The organism is Bradyrhizobium sp. AZCC 1577, assembly GCF_036924575.1.
Taxonomy (GTDB): Bacteria; Pseudomonadota; Alphaproteobacteria; order Rhizobiales; family Xanthobacteraceae; genus Bradyrhizobium.
This window is the reverse complement of record NZ_JAZHRQ010000001.1, coordinates 379,784-397,103: the sequence shown is the minus strand read 5'-3', so window position 1 is coordinate 397,103 and position 17,320 is coordinate 379,784. Positions and strand designations below refer to the sequence as shown.

Sequence of the window (17,320 nt, the reverse complement as noted above, 5' to 3'; positions counted from 1 at the left end):
GGGTTTCTACGCCTTTTGGCGCGTGGACAGGCCCCTTCGGCGCATTGACGCATTATTTTGCATTCTGCACTATGCTGCGGCGCAAACAGAAGGTCAGAAATAAAATGCCGATTGGTGAGTTTGGCGGCGCACCGCCGCTGGTGGCCGAAGGCAGTCCGGCGCTCACGACGCCGATGTACTGGATGTACGAAATGGGCCACGCGTCGCTCAATCCGGCACGGGCCGTGACCGACGCCACCAAGATCCTGTTTCAAAACCCGCTCAATCCGTGGTCGCACACGCAATTCGGCAAATCGATCGCGGCGGCCTGCGAATTGTTCGAGCGCACCACGCGCCGCTACGGCAAGCCCGAATGGGGGCTCGACTTCACCGAGGTTAACGGCATCCATACGCCCGTCGAGGTCCGCACGATCTGGGAAAAGCCGTTCTGCCGTTTGCTGCACTTCGATCGCAAGCTGACCCGGCCGCTGCGCGCGCCCCATCCGCGCGTTTTGATCGTGGCGCCGATGTCCGGCCATTACGCGACGCTGCTGCGCGGCACGGTCGAGGCGTTCCTGCCGACGCATGAAGTCTACATCACCGACTGGTCCGACGCGCGCATGGTTCCCCTCACCGAGGGCCGCTTCGATCTCGATGACTACGTCGATTACGTCATCGAGATGCTGCATGTGCTCGGTGGCAACATGCATGTGATCGCGGTGTGTCAGCCTTCGGTGCCCGTGGTGGCGGCGGTCTCCGTGATGGAAGCCGTGCGCGATCCCTTCGTGCCGCTGTCGATGACCTTGATGGGCGGCCCAATCGATACCCGCCGCAACCCGACCTCGGTGAACAACCTTGCGGCCGAACGCGGCATCGACTGGTTCCGCAACCATGTCATCACCAAAGTGCCGTTCCCGCATCCCGGCGTGATGCGCGACGTCTATCCGGGCTTTTTGCAGCTCTCGGGCTTCATCAGTATGAACCTCGACCGCCACACCGACGCGCACAAGGCGCTGTTCAACAATCTGGTGAAGGGCGACGGCGACATGGTCGACAAGCACCGCGAGTTCTATGACGAGTACCTCGCGGTCATGGATCTGACGGCGGAGTATTACCTGCAGACCGTCGATCTCGTGTTCGTCAAGCACGCGCTGCCCAAGGGCGAGATGACTCATCGTGGCACGCCGGTCGATCCATCAAAGATCCGGCGCGTGGCGCTGATGACGGTGGAAGGCGAAAACGACGACATCTCCGGGCTCGGCCAGACCGAAGCGACGCACGCTTTATGCCCCCATATTCCCGATCATCGCCGCGTCCATTACGTGCAAAAGGGCGTCGGACATTACGGCGTGTTCAACGGATCGCGATTCCGTTCCGAAATCGTGCCGCGCATCTCCGATTTCATGATGTCGGCGACGAATACCAATGAGTCAGCGGCTAAGATCAAGCCAACATTGGTCCGTGCGGCCGAATAGTGCGCCGGCGGCACCGATTCCGTGTCGCCCATAAGTTGCTGGGAAGATTCAAACAATCCGGATTTCGGTCGAATCAAGGGGTGAGTTCAGACTCACTCCTTGAGACCGCTTTTGACGTCCGGTTCCAACCGAAATTTTGAGTTCCAGGCCCATCCCCTAGGGGCGATTCGTCGCCAAGCCCCTGTATATTGGGCAAATGATTTGTTTTTTGTGCCGAGCAATTTAGATGCGATTTCCCTGGCGGCGGATATGGCAGAATCCGGGCGAACTCCTGCTCCCCGGACTCCAAGAAATGGCTACTCGCGCCCTCCTTTATCGGCGGCCCGCCGAACCCGCGACTCTTTTGGTCAAACACTGCTCGCAAGTCTTTGCGATCAGGCTGCGCCGACATCGGCGGGCGCGGCGTTACACCTTACGCATTCACCCAACCGATCGCGAAGCCATCCTGACGATGCCGCCGCGCGGCACGCTCGCGGAAGCCAAGGACTTTGCGCAGCTTCACGGCGGCTGGATCGCCGCCCGTCTCGGCCGTTTGCCGAAGGCTGCGCCCTTTCAACCCGGCACGATCGTACCGTTGCGCGGCGTGCCGCATCGCCTGGTGCATCGCGCCGGCGAACGCGGCACGGTGTGGACTGAAACCCGCGACAGCGGCGAGAGGATTCTGTGCGTGGCCGGCGGCTACGATCACATGGACCGGCGCGTCCACGACTTCCTCAAGCGCGAAGCGCGCAAGGATCTGCACAAGGCATCGCTCGCCTATGCCGCGGAACTTGGCGTGAGGGTCAGGCGCGTGTCGATCCGCGACCAGTCGAGCCGCTGGGGTTCGTGCACCTCGGCCGGGTCGTTGTCGTATTCCTGGCGATTGATCCTCGCGCCGCCCTATGTGCTGGACTATCTCGCCGCCCATGAGGTCGCGCATCTCGTCGAGATGAACCATTCAGCCAGGTTCTGGAGGGTCGTCGACCGCATCTGCATTCATGTCGAACGCGCCAAGCGCTGGCTCGACACCCACGGCAACGATTTGCATCGCTATGGGGTAGAGGATTAGGTCCCGTCGCCCCTGCGAACGCAGGGGCCCATAACCACAGCAGTTCGTTGCGCGTAAAGGCGTCTACCCCATCGCCTACCCGACAGGCCGCGGCGTATGGATCCCTGCTGGATCCCTGCGTTCGCAGGGACGACGGATTGGTTTGCGGCTCGCTACCTTCCAAACAGCCGGTCCACCAGCCAGCCATCGAGTCCTGCAGCCGCCTCGGGGCGCGCATTTGGATTGGGGGGCGGCGCGGAGGTTCGTGCCGGCGCAGGCCGATATCCGCCGCCTGATGGGACCGGCGCGGACTGCGGCGGCTGTGCACTGACCTGCGACGCGGTCTGGAACATGTTCGACAAAAATCCGCCCCGCTGCGCGTTCGGCAGGCCTGCCACCGGCACGCCCTGATGCGCGGAGCGCATGAAGCGGGTCCACACTTCCACCGGCAGGCCGCCGCCGGTCGCCTTCTTGGTCGGCGAGTTGTCGTCATTGCCGAGCCAGACGCCGGTGACGAGATTGGCCGTGTAGCCGATGAACCAGGCGTCGCGGAAATCCTGGCTGGTGCCGGTTTTGCCGGCGGCCATCCAGCCCGGAATCTCCGCTTTCCGCGCGGTGCCCGAGAGCAACGTCTCCTGCATCATCGCGTTCATCATCGCGACATGGCGCGGCTCGATCACCTGCCCGAGCGGGTCGGCCGTGCGCCTGTACAGCACTTTGCCCTCGTTGGTGCGAATCTTCGTCACCACATACGGGGACACGCCGAGCCCGCCATTGGCAAACGGCGCGTAGGCGCCGACCAGCTCAACGACCGAGACTTCAGAGGTGCCGAGCGCAATCGAGGGATTGGCCTCGAGTTTTGATGAAATCCCGAGCCGGTGTGCGGTCCGCACCACGTTCTTCGGCCCCACTTCCAGGCCGAGCCGCACCGCGACCGTGTTGAGCGACATTGCCAGCGCCTGCGTCAGCGTCACCGAGCCGAAATATTCATGCGTATAGTTCTCCGGCCGCCAACCTTTCAGGTCGAGCGGCGCGTCCTGTCGGATCGTTTCCGGCGAAAGCCCGCCCTCGATCGCGGTCAGGTAGATGAACGGCTTGAACGCCGAGCCGGGCTGGCGTTTGGCGGTGACTGCGCGGTTATACTGGCTCTCGGCGTAGTTCCGCCCCCCCACCATGGCGCGCACCGCGCCGTCGGGCGTCATCGCCACCAGCGCGCCTTGCGTGACATGGAACTTCACGCTCTTGGCCGCCAGCTCGTCGATGATCGCGGCTTCCGCCACGCTCTGCAGCTTCGGATCGATCGTGGTCTCGACCACGATGCTCTGGTCGATCTGGCCGACGAGATCGTCGAGCACTTCGCCGATCCAGTCGGCGACGTAGTTGATGGTGCCGGCGCCGGCCGGCTTCACGTTGTAGGAGGGATGTCCGATCGAGGCCTTGGCCTGGGCGTCGCTGATGAACTTGGCTTCCGCCATCGCCGCGAGCACGATTCCGGCGCGCGCTTCCGCGCCTTCGGGGTTGCGGTTCGGCGCCAGCCGCGACGGCGACTTGACGAGGCCGGCCAGCATCGCGGCTTCCGCGACGGTGACGTTCTTCGCCGACTTGCCGAAATAGCGCTGCGCCGCGGCCTCGACGCCATAGGCGCCGGAGCCGAAATAGACGCGGTTCAGGTAAAGCTCGAGAATTTGGTTCTTGGAATGCTTGCGCTCCAGCCATAGCGCGAGCTCCACTTCCTGCAGCTTGCGCGCAATCGTCCGTTCCTGGGTCAGGAACAGGTTTTTCGCGAGCTGCTGCGTCAGCGTCGAGCCGCCCTGCGAAACGCCGCGATGCAGGATGTTGGCGACCGCCGCGCGTGCAATACCCACGGGATCGATGCCGTAATGCGAATAGAAGCGGCGGTCCTCGATGGCGATGAACGCCTTCGGCAGATAGGGCGGCAGATCCTTCAGCGCGACATTGGCGCCCGGCGCTTCGCCGCGCGAGGCCAGCACGCTGCCGTCGATGCCGACAATCTGGATGGTCGGCGGGCGCTTTGGAATTTCCAGCGACTGGATTGCCGGCAGATGCGCGCCGACCCAGACCACGACGCCGATGATCGCGATCGCCGCCCACAGGCCGAGCACCGCGCCCCAATAAACGAGACGGCCGAACCTGAAGCGGCGTTTCGAGCGCCGCTTCGCGCCGCTTTTGGCGCCACGCGGCTTGCGCTCGCGCGGCGGCTCGTCCTCGTCGTCTTCGTGCTTGCGCTTCGGCACTGGCTTTTTCGGTTCGTCGTCGTCGGTGGCAGCCGGAATGCGATCCTCGGGCGAGAGACGCAGCTCCGCGAGCGCTGCCGGAAGCCCGAACAGCGGCTCCTTGCGTCCGCCGCTCCTTTTCCGTCCCCACGCCATGCCAAACGCCGTTCACACCCGTCTCGCCGCACGCTAGCGGTCGCTGTTTAAGGGTCGGTTACGGAAAGGTTAATGCGGGATTAGGAGGTGCGGCGGGGCCGTATTAGGATTGACGCAAACGGCAGCGTTCTAAGGAGAAAGCGGCATGGGCCACATCGATCCCACCAAGGAAGTGTTCGCGCAATTCAAAGCCAATGACCGGCCGGGTCCGATCCACATGCTCAACCTCGTCCGGCTGCGCGTCGAGGCGGCCTATCCCGACGGCCGCAAGGCGACCGGCGCGGAAGCCTATGCTGCCTATGGGCGCGAAAGCGGCCCGGTGTTCGAACGGGTCGGCGGACGGATCGTATGGCAGGGCAGGTTCGAACTGATGCTGATCGGGCCGCAAGACGAGCGCTGGGACCATTGCTTCATCGCCGAATACCCTGATGTCGCAGCGTTCGCGGAAATGATCCGCGATCCCGTCTACCGCGAGGCGGTGAAGCACCGCCAGGCCGCAGTCGAGGATTCCCGCCTGATCCGCCACGCTGTGCTGCCGGCCGGCAAGACGTTCGGGGAGATTCCGAAGTGAGTGCCCACCCTACAAAAAATCGGCGGTCCCCGAAGGACCGCCGATCGCTCTTCCGCCGATCGTTCTCTTCGCTCAACGGGCCGCCTAACCCGCCGCGCCCTTGTCCTCGAGGATCGGGCCGAACATTTCCCAACGCTCGCCGTTGAACTTCATCATCTGCAACTGCTTGTTGACGCGGTAGTCGGTCGGCGTGGTGCTGACCGAGATGCCTGGCAGCAGCAGGTCGAGCTGAACGTTCTTCAGGTTGGTGGCCTGTTTCAACACGTTCTCGCGGGTCAGATTGTCGCCGCATGCCTTGAGCACATGGATCAGCAATTGCGTGGTCATGTAGCCATAGGAGTTGAAGCTCGAATCCTTGTCGCCTTCAGGATAGTACTTCGCCATGAACTCGAAATACTTCTTCATGCCGGCGTCGTCCTTCCAGGTCGGATCGAGCGGATCCTTACCGTAGTTGACACTGATCACGCCCTTGGAAGCCTCGAGGCCTGCCGGCTTCATCACCGCGCCGACCGAGGTGGCGTTGATGTCGAGGATGTGCACCGGCTTCCAGTTGAGCTCGGCGATCTTCTTGATCGCCTGCGCCGCCTGCTTCGGTGTCGACGCCGAGAAGAACAAGTCCGCGCCGGCGTCCTTGATCTTGAGGATCTGCGAATCGATGGTCGGATCGGAGACTTCGTAGGAAGCTTCCGCCACGATCATCTTCGCCGCCTTGTCGCCGAGGCCGGCCTTGATGCCGTTCAGATAGTCCTTGCCAAGGTCGTCGTTCTGGTAGAGCACGCCGATCTTGGCGTTCGGATGTTCTTTCAGGATGTACTGGCCATAGATGCGCCCCTCGACGAAGTAGTTGGGGTTGAAGCCCATCGTCCACGGAAAATTCTTCGGATCGGTGAACTTCGACGCGCCGGTGGCCGCGAATAGCTGCGGCACCTTCTTCGCGTTCAGATACTTTTGAACCGCTGCGTTCGAGGGCGTACCGAGAACCTGGAAGGTGAGCAGCACCTCGTCGCTCTCGACCAGCTTGCGTACCTGCTCGACCGCTTTCGGCGGCGAATAGGCGTCGTCATACTGAATCAGATTGATCTTGCGGCCGTTCACGCCGCCCTGATCGTTGATCATCTTGATGTAGGCCGCCTGGGTCTTGCCGATCGTGGCATAGGAGGAGGCCGGTCCGCTGAATGGATTGGTCTGGCCGATCTTGATCTCGGTGTCGCTTGCGCCGGTGTCGTATTTTTTCTGCGCCGACGCCGTCGAGACCGACAGCGCAAGTGCGAGCGCCGTGCCGGTGGCCAGATGGAAAATACCCTTCCTCATAATGCTGCATTCCTCGTGTGTTTTATGATTGGCGCTGATCTGTCCGCCGGCCGGTCCGGCCGCACGGATGTCGTCGCTGCCACAATAGTGGCGGAAGCCATGTTGCAATGCAAGGCATCCAAAAGCCGGGTTTCGGGCGTCAGGTTCCGTCTGCTCAAAAAGAATCCATTGCTTGTGTCAGCCGCAAAATGATGCACGGCCGCGCGGCCGTTGCGTGGCCCAAACAAGCAAAGGCCGCCGGCATCGTGTGATGCCGACGGCTGCTGTCTTGAATCGGGGCAGGCGCTAACCGCTGGGTCCGGTATCCTCGATGATCGGGCCGAACAGTTCCCAGCGCTCGCCGTTGAACTTCATCATCTGCATCTGCTTGTTGATGCGGTAGTCGGTCGGCGAGGTGTTGGTGACCATGCCAGGTAGCGACAGGCTGCCGGTGACGTTCTTCAGATTGGCGGCCTGCTTCATGATGTTTTCGCGCGTGAGGTTGTCGCCGCATTGCTGCAGGATCTTCACCAGCAATTCCGCGGTTCCATAACCGTAGACGTTGACGGTATTGAGCTTGTCGCCCTCCGGGTAATATTTGTCCATGAAGGCGAAATAGGCCTGGATGCCGGGATCGTCTTTCCACTGCGGATCGCCCGGATCCTTGCCGTAGTTGGTCGAGATGATGTCCTTGGAGATGTCGAGACCCGCCGGCTTCAGCGTCGCCGAAACCGGGCTCGCATTGATGTCGAGGATATGGACCGGCTTCCAGCCGAGGTCGGCGACCTTCTTGATCGCTTGCGCCGCAAATTTCGGAGTCGAGGCGTCGTAGAGCAGGTCGGCGCCGGCGGCCTTCAGCTTGACGATCTGCGAGTCGATGGTCGGATCGGTCAGCTCGTAGGAGACTTCGGCGACGATCATTGACGCGGCCTTGGAGCCGAGCCCTTCTTTCAGGCCCGTGACGTAGTCGCGGCCGAGATCGTCGTTCTGATACAGAATGCCGATCTTGGCGTTGGGATGATTTTGTAGAATGTATTTGGCGTAGATGCGCCCTTCCGACTGGTAATTGGGATTGTATCCCATCGTCCAGGGAAAGTTCTTGGGGTCGGTGAATTTCGAGGCGCCGGTCGCGGCGAGGAGCTGCGGCACTTTTTTGGCGTTGAGATATTTCTGCACGGCGGCGTTCGAGGGCGTGCCGATGATCTGGAAGGTGAACAGCACCTCGTCGCTCTCGACCAGCTTGCGCACCTGCTCGACGGCTTTCGGCGGCGAGTAGGCGTCGTCATACTGGATCAGGTTGATCTTGCGGCCGTTGATGCCGCCTTTTTCGTTGATCATCCTGAAATAGGCGGCCTGCGTCTTGCCGATGCCGGCATAGGCCGAGGCCGGGCCCGAGAACGGAACGGTCTGGCCGATCTTGATCTCGGTATCGCTCGCGCCGGTATCGTATTTCTTCTGCGCGTTGGCGGGTGACGCCAGTGCGATCGCGACCGCCGTGCCTGCGATCAGATGAAGAACGCCACTTCTCATATAGTTGCTCCCTTCCCTTGATCTCGACCGATGATCCTGTTCCGGTCATCCGTTCGGAAGGCCGGACGTCATCGTTGGGAGCGAGTGTGGCGGAACGGTTTTGTCAATGCAAGGCAGTACGGGAGAGGCCGTTACGCCGGCCAGAGCAGCACCAAGGCGAGCGCCACGGGCGCCGCCTGCACGCTGAGGATCCGGCCAACCGGCAGCGGAATTCGGGTGGACACTAATACGCCGCAGGGGAAAAGTGCGGATCGCTTGCCGATATCTTTGTAGGGATGACGATGCCAGAGAATTTCAACCTCGACCGCCTGCCAACGCCGATCGGCACGGCGCTATTGGTCACCGATGCGGACGGCCTGCTCCGCGCGCTGGACTGGGAAGACTATGAGCCGCGCATGAAGCAGTTGCTGCGTCTGCATTATGGCGAGGTGAATTTGAACAACGGGCGGGCGCCGCGTGGTTTGCGCGCCGCCTTGACCGGCTATTTCAAGGGCGACCTCGACCGCCTCGCGGCAATCGAATGGCGCGTCGCCGGCACGCCGTTCCAGCAGAAGGTCTGGAACGCGCTGCCGAAGATCGCGGCAGGGACGACGATGAGCTATGGCGCGCTCGCCGCAAAACTTCGGATGTCGCGCGCCGTCCGCGCCGTCGGCCATGCCAACGGTTCGAATCCGATCAGCGTGGTCCTGCCCTGCCACCGCCTGATCGGCGCCAATGGTTCGCTGGTGAAGTACGGCGGCGGGCTGGAGCGCAAGCGCTGGCTGCTCAAGCACGAGGGCGTGGAGATTGCGTGCTCGGGAACAGGAAAGGCGGATCGGCTGGGCGCGTTGCGCTCGGCGTCGTCACCCGTTTCAAGTCAATCGGGGTCACGGGGCGCGTTTCGCATGTCGCGAAGGATATAGATGAATACAATCAGCAGAGGCCCCCACGCCAGTAACGCGCCCACCAGCATCGCATTTACTGTTGCCATGCTGGCTCCTCCGCGATCACCGGCACGATAGATGGTCTCTGTGCGCCGCAGATTCCGGCACCTGGTAGAGCCACTTCCAATAGGTCCGGTTGCGCTCCAGTTGACGCTTGTAGATCTCTCGGCACTTCGACGAACAAAACTGCTGGAAGTACCAGCTACGCCGGACCAGCCCGAAGGGTCGCTTGCATTCCGGATTTCCGCAACAATTTTTCATGACGCAATCTCCGCATCGGCACGCCGTAACCAGCGAATGAAACTCTCGTGGCCCTTGTCGAGACAGAAGCGCCCGCAGTAGCGCTCGCGCGCTGGATTTCGCAGAGAGATGATTTTGGGGCCTTCGCTGTCACACTCGGAGCAACGCGGTTCTGTACGCATGGCGACCTCCTTCCGGGGAATTGCCATTTTCCGATCAAAATGTGTGATGCTTTGCGCCCTTCGTTTCTCGAAGGGTGATGCGAAGTCTGGCGTGGTCGGGGCTTGTCTGCAATTCGTCCAGATGTTTGGCGAGATCATCCTTACGTATGCTGGCTCGCCCTGGAGCGTTTTCCAGCGAAGTGGACACCGGTTCGCGTCAAGAAAACGCGTCAAGACAAGAATCTAGAGCCCGGTTCTGATTCAATCAGAACCGAGAGGCTCTAGGGCCGGATCGGTTCATTTGGTTGCCGCCGCGCCATTTGGCGCCAGCGCGGCTTCGAGGCACTTGATCAGCGCTTCCCCATCGCACGGCTTGCTCAAGAAGCAGGTCGCTCCCGCCTTCATGGCCCGGGCGCGGTCGCTTTCGACCGAAAAGGCCGTGACGAATATGAAGGGAAAGCGATGGCCGGTGGCGAGTAGATGAGCTTGCAGCTCCAGCCCGCTCATGGCGGGCATTCTGACATCCGTTATCACGCACGAAGTGTCATTCAGATGCGGCGATTGCAGGAACTCCTCGGCCGATGCAAATGAATGGACGACGTAACCAAGCGACCTGACGAGATTATGGGTCGCGGCGCGAACCGACCCGTCGTCGTCGATGATTGATATGGCCCGATTGGACAAGGCGATCCTTTATCTGGAGACGACCAGAGGATGTCTTTTGCTGTGCCGCCGCGTCTTGGGAGAGTGCGCTGCAAATCAGCGAGGGAAAATCATACTTAGGTTTGCGACCGGCCGGATGCAGGCCCGGTCCCGAGTAGCTCGGCCATCCGTACCAGATCGGGCAGCGACTTCGCTCCCATTTTCCGCATGATATGCCCGCGATGTATCTTCACGGTGATCTCCGCCAGGCCGATTTCGGCTGCGATCTGCTTGTTCATGAGCCCCGACGTCACCAGCGCCATCACCTGCCGCTCGCGGGGAGTTAGTGTCGCGAAAAGCGCTTGCAGCTCCGAGAGAACCATCGCTTCGCCGCGGCTGTTGCGGTCGCGCTCGATTGCCGCGGTTACGGCATCCAGCATGTCCTGATCGCGGAATGGCTTGGTCAGAAAATCGACGGCGCCGGCCTTCATTGCGCGAACCGTCATCGGAATATCGCCATGACCGGTCATGAAGATGATCGGGATGTGAATGTCGGCCTTGGCCAGTTCGGCCTGAAAGTCGAGGCCGCTCAGCCGGGGCAGCCTGATGTCAAGAATCAGGCAACTGGGGGCATTCGGAAGCTTGTACTGCAGAAACTCGTGAGCCGAACCGAACACCTCGACGCGCAATCCCACGGAGCGAAAGAGATTGCTCAGTGACTCACGTACCGATGCGTCGTCGTCGATGACGAACACGACCGGTTCCTCGACGCTTGCGAGGCTGGAAGGCGATGCCGGCCGCGCGTTCACGCTGCATCCTCCTGAGTTAACGGCAAGGTGAACTGGAATGTCGCGCCAGGGCCGGCATTTCCGGACGCGGACAGCCGCCCACCATGAGCGCCGATGATGGAGCGGCAGATCGACAGGCCCATTCCCATGCCGCTGGATTTGGTGGTGAAGAAGGCGTCGAACAGCCGGCCAGCGTTCTCGGCTGCGAGGCCAACGCCGCAATCCTTCACCGTCACCACGATCTGCCCGTCTTCGTCCTGGCCTGTCCGGATCACCAGTTCCCGCGGCCGGTCCGTGACCGGCTGCATCGCCTCGATGCCGTTGATGACCAGGTTGAGAATGACCTGCTGCAACTGGACCCGATCGGCGATGACCAGCGGCAGGTCGGGCGAGAGCTCCAGCCGCAACGATACCTGGTGGCTGAGTAGCTCATGCTGCACCAGGCTGATGACCTCGTTGATGACATCGTTAATGTGAAGCGCTGTCTTCTGATCGGTCGCCTTGCTCACGAGCGCGCGGACCCGCTGGATCACTTCGCCGGCACGATTGCCGTCCTTGATGATCGCCTCCACGGTCCCGCGCGCTTCCTTCAGATCGGGAGGCTCGCGGTCGAGCCAACGCCGGCATGCGGCGGCATTGGTGACCACGGCAGCGAGCGGCTGGTTCACCTCGTGCGCGATCGAGGCGGCAAGTTCGCCAAGCGCAGTCACCCGCGTGACATGCGCAAGCGTCGCCTGCGCTTCATGCAATTCGATCTCGGCTCGCTTGCGCGCCGTGATATCGGTTACCGCCCCAACGAATTCGATGCTGCCAGATGCATCCTTCACCACATGCGCGGTGGCGTGGACATGCTTGATCGAGCCATCGGGCATCAGCAATCTATAGCTATGCGCGAAGCCCTTGCCCTCGCTGGACGCGCGGTCGATGGTCCGTTGCACGCGTCCGCGATCGTCCGGATGAATGCGTTGAATGACGGTGGCGAGCTTGACGGAGGGGGCCTTTCTGAATCCAAATATTCTGAACGTCTCTTCCGACCAGATGATTTCGCCGCTGGCGACGCGCAAGCCGAAGCTGCCGGTGTGGCTCAATCGCTGGGCTTCGGCCAAATACATTTCGCTCTGCCGCAGCGCATTTTCAGCCTGCTTGCGCTCCGTGATGTCCTCGCACGCGATCAGGACGATCAAACGGCCGTCCAGCCGCCGCACGGCCTTGGCGTTCTCGCGAACCCAGAGGGTTGAGCCGTCCTTGCGAACCTTGCATATCTCCCAATTGTGGGTCTGGCCGATATTCTCCAGGCATATGGCGACGTTGCTCTGGGCGGCAGGTTGCTCTTCGGCCGGAAAGACTTTCAGCACGGATTTCCCGAGCAACTCGCTGACGGAGTAGCCAAGTTGTGCGGCGCCGAATGTGTTGACGGACAGCACGGTTCCGGTCGCATCGACCATGAAGTACATCACCGGGTTATGCTCGAACACCTCCTTCCATTGCGCCTCGCTGTGGCGCAGCGCCTCGATCGCGCGCGTTTCGGCGCTCAGTCGGCCCTCAAGCACGGCTTCCATCTGCCGTCGATTACGCCCCACCAGGCCCATCATGACCAATGAGGCGGCAAGCGAAGCAATCAGCAGCACGAACGCAATGAAATGAGGCGCGGCCATCGGTACTGGGCCGAGCAGCAGCCAGATTCCGGCCACCGCTCCCAACGCCAGCGCCATGCTGCCGAGCAGCCATTGCTCGGCCGAGCTCCGGGACTTTGTCGTCGGCTTACGCATCATCAGCACCGACACTCGGCCATCGCGAGCGGCGCTGCGTCGCCAGGTGTTCGCGACCATCAGCGGCGACAACGTCGCCCTCCTAACGGGCTGGATACTAGCAGCTTTTCGGATTTCCGGCGGGTAAAATCGGCTGATTATCCGCGGCTCTTTAACGTTCGGGCGCGCGATCTTTCGTGGGCGAGGGCCAGATTGCGATCCTAAACCTCGGTATGATCCGCCCAACCGAATGGAATGTTTGGATCAACCTCCGTTCAATGGTCCGCTCCCCCTCGACGATTACGCTGATTGGCTATCCGGATGGCGGCAGAGCGCAGGTTTTGCCATGCGGGAAGAGTGTTACGGAAAGGCCCAACGACCTGACCCCTTGCCGGCCTGTCGCCGTGGTCAAACCCGCTTCGTTGGGGATCACCGACCGAACTCAGGGGATTGATATGCCGAAAGCACATTTGCATTTGATCCGTTGCTCTGACGACATCGAACCCGCAACAAATCGCCGCGACCGTAGGTTTCAGCCTATCGTTATCGATGGAGGCCGGCGAGCAAACGTCGTCCCGGTAGAGAACCCGTGGGAACGCCTATTTGACCTGTTCGATCTGGGCATCCTGATTGCGCAGGCAGGCTATCTTACCTTCGTCGCGGCGAGCTTGGCCGCACTCGAGTCTCACGCTCGGGCTGCGGCAGAACGGACTACTTAGCAGCGCAGGGTGGGCAAAGGCGCGCATGCGCCGTGCCCACCATCTCTCGACGATCGCACTTCTCTGATGCGCGTCGTCCCTGCGAACGCAGGGACCCATAACCACCGTACTTCGTTGTTGAAGCAAAGCCGTCTCGCCGTGTGCCATTTCCGCGGGCCGCGGCGTATGGGTCCCTACGTTCGCAGGGACGACAGTCGAGTATTGCGTTGCTAGTTCCGCGTCATTGCGACCCGTTGGCTCGCAATGACGGCTGGACCGCCGCGAGAGCAACGACATATCACGCCGCCGGCTTGGCCACGTTGTCTTCGGCAGAGAGCAGATGAAGCAGCGCGCTCTTGATCGCGGCCTGCCGGGTCGGCGCGTTGATCTGGGCGCCGAGCAAATCAGTGACGTAGAACACGTCGCGGGCGCGTTCGCCGAAGGTCGCGACATGGGCGGAGGCGATGTTGAGGTTGAGCTTCGAGATTGCGGTGGTGAGCTGATACAGCAGGCCCGGGCGATCGAGGCCGGAGACCTCGATCACGGTGTAGCGATCCGACCACTGGTTGTTGATGATGACCTCGGGCTCGACCGCGAATGCACGCACCTTGCCGCGGTTGGCGGCCTTGCGCGCCACCACTTCGGGCAGCCGCAATTTGCCTTCGAGCACGTGCTCGATCATCTCACCGATGCGGGTCGCGCGCCGTCCCTCGTCCTCGTCTCGGTCGTATTCCCTTGATATCGCGATGGTGTCGAGCGCGCGGCCGTCGGTGGTGGTGTAGATTTGCGCGTCGACGATGTTGGCGCCGGCGGACGCACAGGCGCCGGCGATGATCGACAGCAGCCAAGGATGGTCGGTGGCCAGTATCGTCAATTCGGTGACGCCGCGCGCCTCATCGAAGCCGACATTGATCGCGAGCTGATGTCCGGCCTGTTCGCTGGCGCGGATAAAGCGCGCCTGGCGGATTTTTCGCTGCAGATCGACCTTGAGCCAGTAGGCGGGATAATGCCGCGCAATGTAGGCATTGAGCTCCTCCTCCGGCCATTCGGTGAAGGCGGCGCGGAATTCGGCCTGCGCCACCGCGATGCGCTGGGCGCGGTTCACTTCCGAGAAGCCGCCGGTCAGGACCGGCTCGGTTTCGTAATAAAGCGTGCGCAGCAATTGCGCCTTCCAGCCGTTCCACACGCCGGGGCCGACGCCCCGGATATCTGCGGTGGTCAGGATGGTCAGCAGCTTCATCTGTTCGACGGATTGCACGACGGCGGCAAAATTCTCGATCGTCTTGCGGTCGGAGAGGTCGCGCGACTGCGCCACCGTCGACATCGTCAGATGCTCTTCGATCAGCCAGGCCACCAGCTCGGTGTCGGCGGTGTTGAAGCCGAGCCGCGGGCACAGTCGCCGCGCCACCCTGGCGCCCGCGATCGAATGATCCTCCGGGCGGCCCTTGGCGACGTCGTGCAGCAGGGTCGCGACATAGATCACCGCGCGATGTTCGGGCTGAATCTTGCGGAACAGGTCGCTGGCGACCGTGAACTCGTCATTGCCGCCGCGTTCGATCTCCTGCAGGAAGCCGGTGCAGCGGATCAGATGCTCGTCCACCGTATAATGGTGGTACATGTTGAACTGCATCATCGACACGATCTTGCCGAAGGCGCGGATGAAGTGACCGAGCACGCCGGTCTCGTTCATCCGCCGCAGCACGGTCTCGGCGTCGTTCGACGTCAGGATCTCCATGAACAGCCGGTTGGCTTCCGGATTTTCGCGGAGCTGGCTGTTCACCAGTTTCAGCGAGCGCGTCACCGTCCGCATTGCGTCGGGGTGGAAAGCGAGGTTGTTCTTCTGCGCCAGATGGAAGATCCGGATCAGGTTGACCGGGTCGTGCTTGAAGACGTCGGGCGCGGCGAGGTTGATGCGGTTGTTGTCGATGATGAAGTCGTCGCTGTCGGGCACCCGCCGGCGCTTGGGGGCCGGCCGCAGCCGCGCCACCATTCGGCTCAGGACCGGCGCGGGCTTGGCCTGCTCCTCTTCCAGCTTGGCGCACAGGATCGCCGTGAGGTCGCCGACGTCCTTCGCCACCAGGAAGTAGTGCTTCATGAAGCGTTCGACATCCTGCATGCCGGGGTGCGAAGTGTAGCCGAGGCGGACTGCGATCTCGCGCTGCATGTCGAACGACAGCCGCTCCTCGGCGCGCCCCGAGACGAAATGCAAATTGCAGCGCACCGACCACAGGAAATCGGCGCAGCGGCGGAAGGTGCGGTATTCCTGCGCGTCGAACACGCCGCGCTCGACCAACTCCCCGGTCTCGCGCACGCGGTAGACGTATTTGGCGATCCAGAACAGCGTGTGCAGGTCGCGCAAGCCGCCCTTGCCGTCCTTGACGTTGGGCTCGACCAGATAGCGCGATTGCCCGGCGCGGCGGTGCCGCTCCTCGCGCTCGGCGAGTTTGGCGGTGACGAATTCGGCAGCCGTGCCCTGCACGACGTCCTTGTCGAACCGGGCGACGAGTTCGTCATAGAGCGGCCGGTCGCCGGTCAAGAACCGCGTCTCCAGGATCGCGGTGCGGATCGTCATGTCGCCGCGCGCCTGGCGGATACACTCATCGACCGAGCGCGTGGCGTGGCCGACCTTCAATCCCATGTCCCACAGGCAATAGAGAATGGCTTCGGCGACCTGCTCGCCCCAGGCGGTCTGCTTGTAGGGCAGGATGAACAACAGATCGATGTCGGATTCCGGCGCCATCAGGCCGCGGCCGTAGCCGCCGGTGGCGACGACAGCCATGCGCTCCGCGCCGGATGGCACGTGCGAGCGATAGAGATGCCGCGTCGCGGCCGCATAGAGAATGCGGATGATTTCGTCCTGCATGAAGCAGAGCCGCTCCGCGCAGCGGCGGCCATGGCGATCCTTCAAGAGCACGGCCTGCGCGGTGGCGCGCGCCGCGATCATCTCGGCCTTGAGCAATTGCGCCAGCGCCGAGCGGAACACGTCCTCGCGGCCGGCATGTTTTTCGGCCAGCGCATCGACCGCTGCGGTGATCCGCGCGGTATCGAAACGGTCATCCGCACCGGCGCGGTCCTCTGTCACGATGCTGTCCATGATCTCCCCGATATCGGACGGCGCAGGGGCTGTCACGGGCGATTGTACGGTCAACGCAAAGCTATGCCGCCGCCTCGGCGAATGCCAGCCATAACCCGTTGGAAAAGTGGGGATTTCCGATGGAGCATGCGGGCAGCCACGAGGGTGTGTGATGACAGCGCGTCGATAGCCCAGTATATCCGATGCACAAAAAAATCCGGGAGTAGAAAATGGACGCCGCCGAACTCCGAGCGATGCAGGCCCCGATCAAGGAACGCTACAAGTCCGATCCCTCGGCCGCGGTCATTACCCTCAAAGCCAAAGGCTCGATCGACCAAGAAGGCATCGCCTGCAAGGTCGAGACCGGCCGCGCGCTGGCAGTTGCGGGGCTGCACCCCGCCACCGGCGGCTCCGGCCTGGAACTCTGCTCCGGCGACATGCTGCTCGAAGCCCTGGTCGCTTGTGCCGGCGTGACGCTGAAGTCGGTTGCCACCGCCACCGATATTCCCCTGAAGACCGGCAACGTCATCGCCGAAGGCGACCTGGATTTCCGCGGCACGCTCGGCGTCGACAAGGAGGCCCCGGTCGGCTTCGAGGAGATCCGCCTGCGCTTCGAGGTCGCAACCGACGCACCGCAGGACAAGCTCGATCTGCTGCTCAAGCTGACGGAGCGCTATTGCGTGGTCTACCAGACCATCAAGAACGGCCCGAAAGTCTCGGTGTCGATGAAGCGGGTGTGAGGCACATTGCTCGACGTCGTCCCTGCGAACGCAGGGACCCATAAC

13 protein-coding genes and 1 pseudogene are annotated in these 17,320 nt (G+C 62.3%); 7 read left to right on the top strand and 7 right to left on the bottom strand.

Going from position 1 to position 17,320, the window contains the following annotated elements:
* Positions 1-104: 104 nt before the first annotated feature.
* The gene (locus V1278_RS01810; RefSeq protein WP_334379508.1) at positions 105-1,454 is read left to right on the top strand and encodes a polyhydroxyalkanoate depolymerase; all 1,350 of its coding nucleotides are present in this window, start codon (positions 105-107) and stop codon (positions 1,452-1,454) included.
* A gap of 226 nt (positions 1,455-1,680) precedes the next feature.
* A complete protein-coding gene (locus V1278_RS01805; RefSeq protein WP_334366027.1) occupies positions 1,681-2,502 on the top strand; it encodes a M48 family metallopeptidase in 822 nt (273 codons plus the stop codon).
* Between the two features lie 152 nt (positions 2,503-2,654).
* Here V1278_RS01805 and V1278_RS01800 read toward each other — a convergent pair whose 3' ends face one another.
* Complete coding sequence (locus V1278_RS01800; RefSeq protein WP_334379507.1) at positions 2,655-4,871, bottom strand: transglycosylase domain-containing protein; 2,217 nt, start codon at positions 4,869-4,871, stop codon at positions 2,655-2,657.
* 145 nt (positions 4,872-5,016) lie between these two features.
* Here V1278_RS01800 and V1278_RS01795 point away from each other — a divergent pair, with 145 nt between their 5' ends.
* Positions 5,017-5,442, top strand: coding sequence for a DUF1330 domain-containing protein (locus V1278_RS01795; protein ID WP_334379506.1), 426 nt, complete (start codon positions 5,017-5,019; stop codon positions 5,440-5,442).
* A gap of 84 nt (positions 5,443-5,526) precedes the next feature.
* Here the strand turns inward: V1278_RS01795 and V1278_RS01790 are convergent, their stop codons facing one another.
* The gene (locus V1278_RS01790) at positions 5,527-6,753 is read right to left on the bottom strand and encodes an ABC transporter substrate-binding protein (protein ID WP_334366030.1); all 1,227 of its coding nucleotides are present in this window, start codon (positions 6,751-6,753) and stop codon (positions 5,527-5,529) included.
* A gap of 107 nt (positions 6,754-6,860) precedes the next feature.
* Between V1278_RS01790 and V1278_RS01785 the strand changes: the two genes are divergently transcribed.
* The gene (locus V1278_RS01785) at positions 6,861-7,004 is read left to right on the top strand and encodes a hypothetical protein (protein WP_334379505.1); all 144 of its coding nucleotides are present in this window, start codon (positions 6,861-6,863) and stop codon (positions 7,002-7,004) included.
* A 34-nt stretch (positions 7,005-7,038) separates the two neighbouring features.
* On the opposite strand, the gene V1278_RS01780 is transcribed toward V1278_RS01785, so the two are convergent.
* Positions 7,039-8,262, bottom strand: coding sequence for an ABC transporter substrate-binding protein (locus V1278_RS01780; RefSeq protein ID WP_334366031.1), 1,224 nt, complete (start codon positions 8,260-8,262; stop codon positions 7,039-7,041).
* Positions 8,263-8,537: 275 nt separating this feature from the next.
* On the opposite strand from V1278_RS01780, the pseudogene V1278_RS01775 reads away from it, so the two are divergent.
* A pseudogene (locus tag V1278_RS01775) lies at positions 8,538-9,050 on the top strand (methylated-DNA--[protein]-cysteine S-methyltransferase); the annotation flags it as partial.
* Between the two features lie 833 nt (positions 9,051-9,883).
* Here V1278_RS01775 and V1278_RS01770 read toward each other — a convergent pair.
* From V1278_RS01770 to V1278_RS01760, 3 genes are all read right to left on the bottom strand, one after another.
* Positions 9,884-10,270, bottom strand: a complete 387-nt coding sequence (locus tag V1278_RS01770; protein ID WP_334366032.1) for a response regulator transcription factor — start codon at positions 10,268-10,270, stop codon at positions 9,884-9,886.
* A 95-nt stretch (positions 10,271-10,365) separates the two neighbouring features.
* Positions 10,366-11,037, bottom strand: coding sequence for a response regulator transcription factor (locus V1278_RS01765; protein ID WP_334366033.1), 672 nt, complete (start codon positions 11,035-11,037; stop codon positions 10,366-10,368).
* A complete protein-coding gene (locus V1278_RS01760) occupies positions 11,034-12,857 on the bottom strand; it encodes a PAS domain-containing sensor histidine kinase (RefSeq protein WP_334379504.1) in 1,824 nt (607 codons plus the stop codon). Before V1278_RS01760 ends, V1278_RS01765 begins: the two co-directional genes overlap by 4 nt.
* Positions 12,858-12,961: 104 nt before the next feature.
* Here V1278_RS01760 and V1278_RS01755 point away from each other — a divergent pair, with 104 nt between their 5' ends.
* The gene (locus tag V1278_RS01755) at positions 12,962-13,483 is read left to right on the top strand and encodes a hypothetical protein (protein WP_334379503.1); all 522 of its coding nucleotides are present in this window, start codon (positions 12,962-12,964) and stop codon (positions 13,481-13,483) included.
* 277 nt (positions 13,484-13,760) lie between these two features.
* On the opposite strand, the gene V1278_RS01750 is transcribed toward V1278_RS01755, so the two are convergent.
* Entirely contained in the window at positions 13,761-16,556 is a 2,796-nt protein-coding gene (locus tag V1278_RS01750) for a [protein-PII] uridylyltransferase (protein WP_334379502.1), read from the bottom strand.
* 209 nt (positions 16,557-16,765) lie between these two features.
* Between V1278_RS01750 and V1278_RS01745 the strand changes: the two genes are divergently transcribed.
* Positions 16,766-17,275 (top strand): OsmC family protein, encoded by a 510-nt coding sequence (locus V1278_RS01745; protein ID WP_334366038.1) that lies wholly within the window; start codon positions 16,766-16,768, stop codon positions 17,273-17,275.
* The last annotated feature ends 45 nt before the right edge of the window (positions 17,276-17,320 follow it).

Coding starts and splice junctions, on each gene's coding strand:
- V1278_RS01810 (WP_334379508.1), top strand. CDS start 105: ATGCCGATTGGTGAGTTTGGCGGCGCACCGCCGCTGGTGGCCGAAGGC.
- V1278_RS01805 (WP_334366027.1), top strand. CDS start 1,681: ATGCGATTTCCCTGGCGGCGGATATGGCAGAATCCGGGCGAACTCCTG.
- V1278_RS01800 (WP_334379507.1), bottom strand. CDS start 4,871: ATGGCGTGGGGACGGAAAAGGAGCGGCGGACGCAAGGAGCCGCTGTTC.
- V1278_RS01795 (WP_334379506.1), top strand. CDS start 5,017: ATGGGCCACATCGATCCCACCAAGGAAGTGTTCGCGCAATTCAAAGCC.
- V1278_RS01790 (WP_334366030.1), bottom strand. CDS start 6,753: ATGAGGAAGGGTATTTTCCATCTGGCCACCGGCACGGCGCTCGCACTT.
- V1278_RS01785 (WP_334379505.1), top strand. CDS start 6,861: ATGCAAGGCATCCAAAAGCCGGGTTTCGGGCGTCAGGTTCCGTCTGCT.
- V1278_RS01780 (WP_334366031.1), bottom strand. CDS start 8,262: ATGAGAAGTGGCGTTCTTCATCTGATCGCAGGCACGGCGGTCGCGATC.
- V1278_RS01750 (WP_334379502.1), bottom strand. CDS start 16,556: ATGGACAGCATCGTGACAGAGGACCGCGCCGGTGCGGATGACCGTTTC.
- V1278_RS01745 (WP_334366038.1), top strand. CDS start 16,766: ATGGACGCCGCCGAACTCCGAGCGATGCAGGCCCCGATCAAGGAACGC.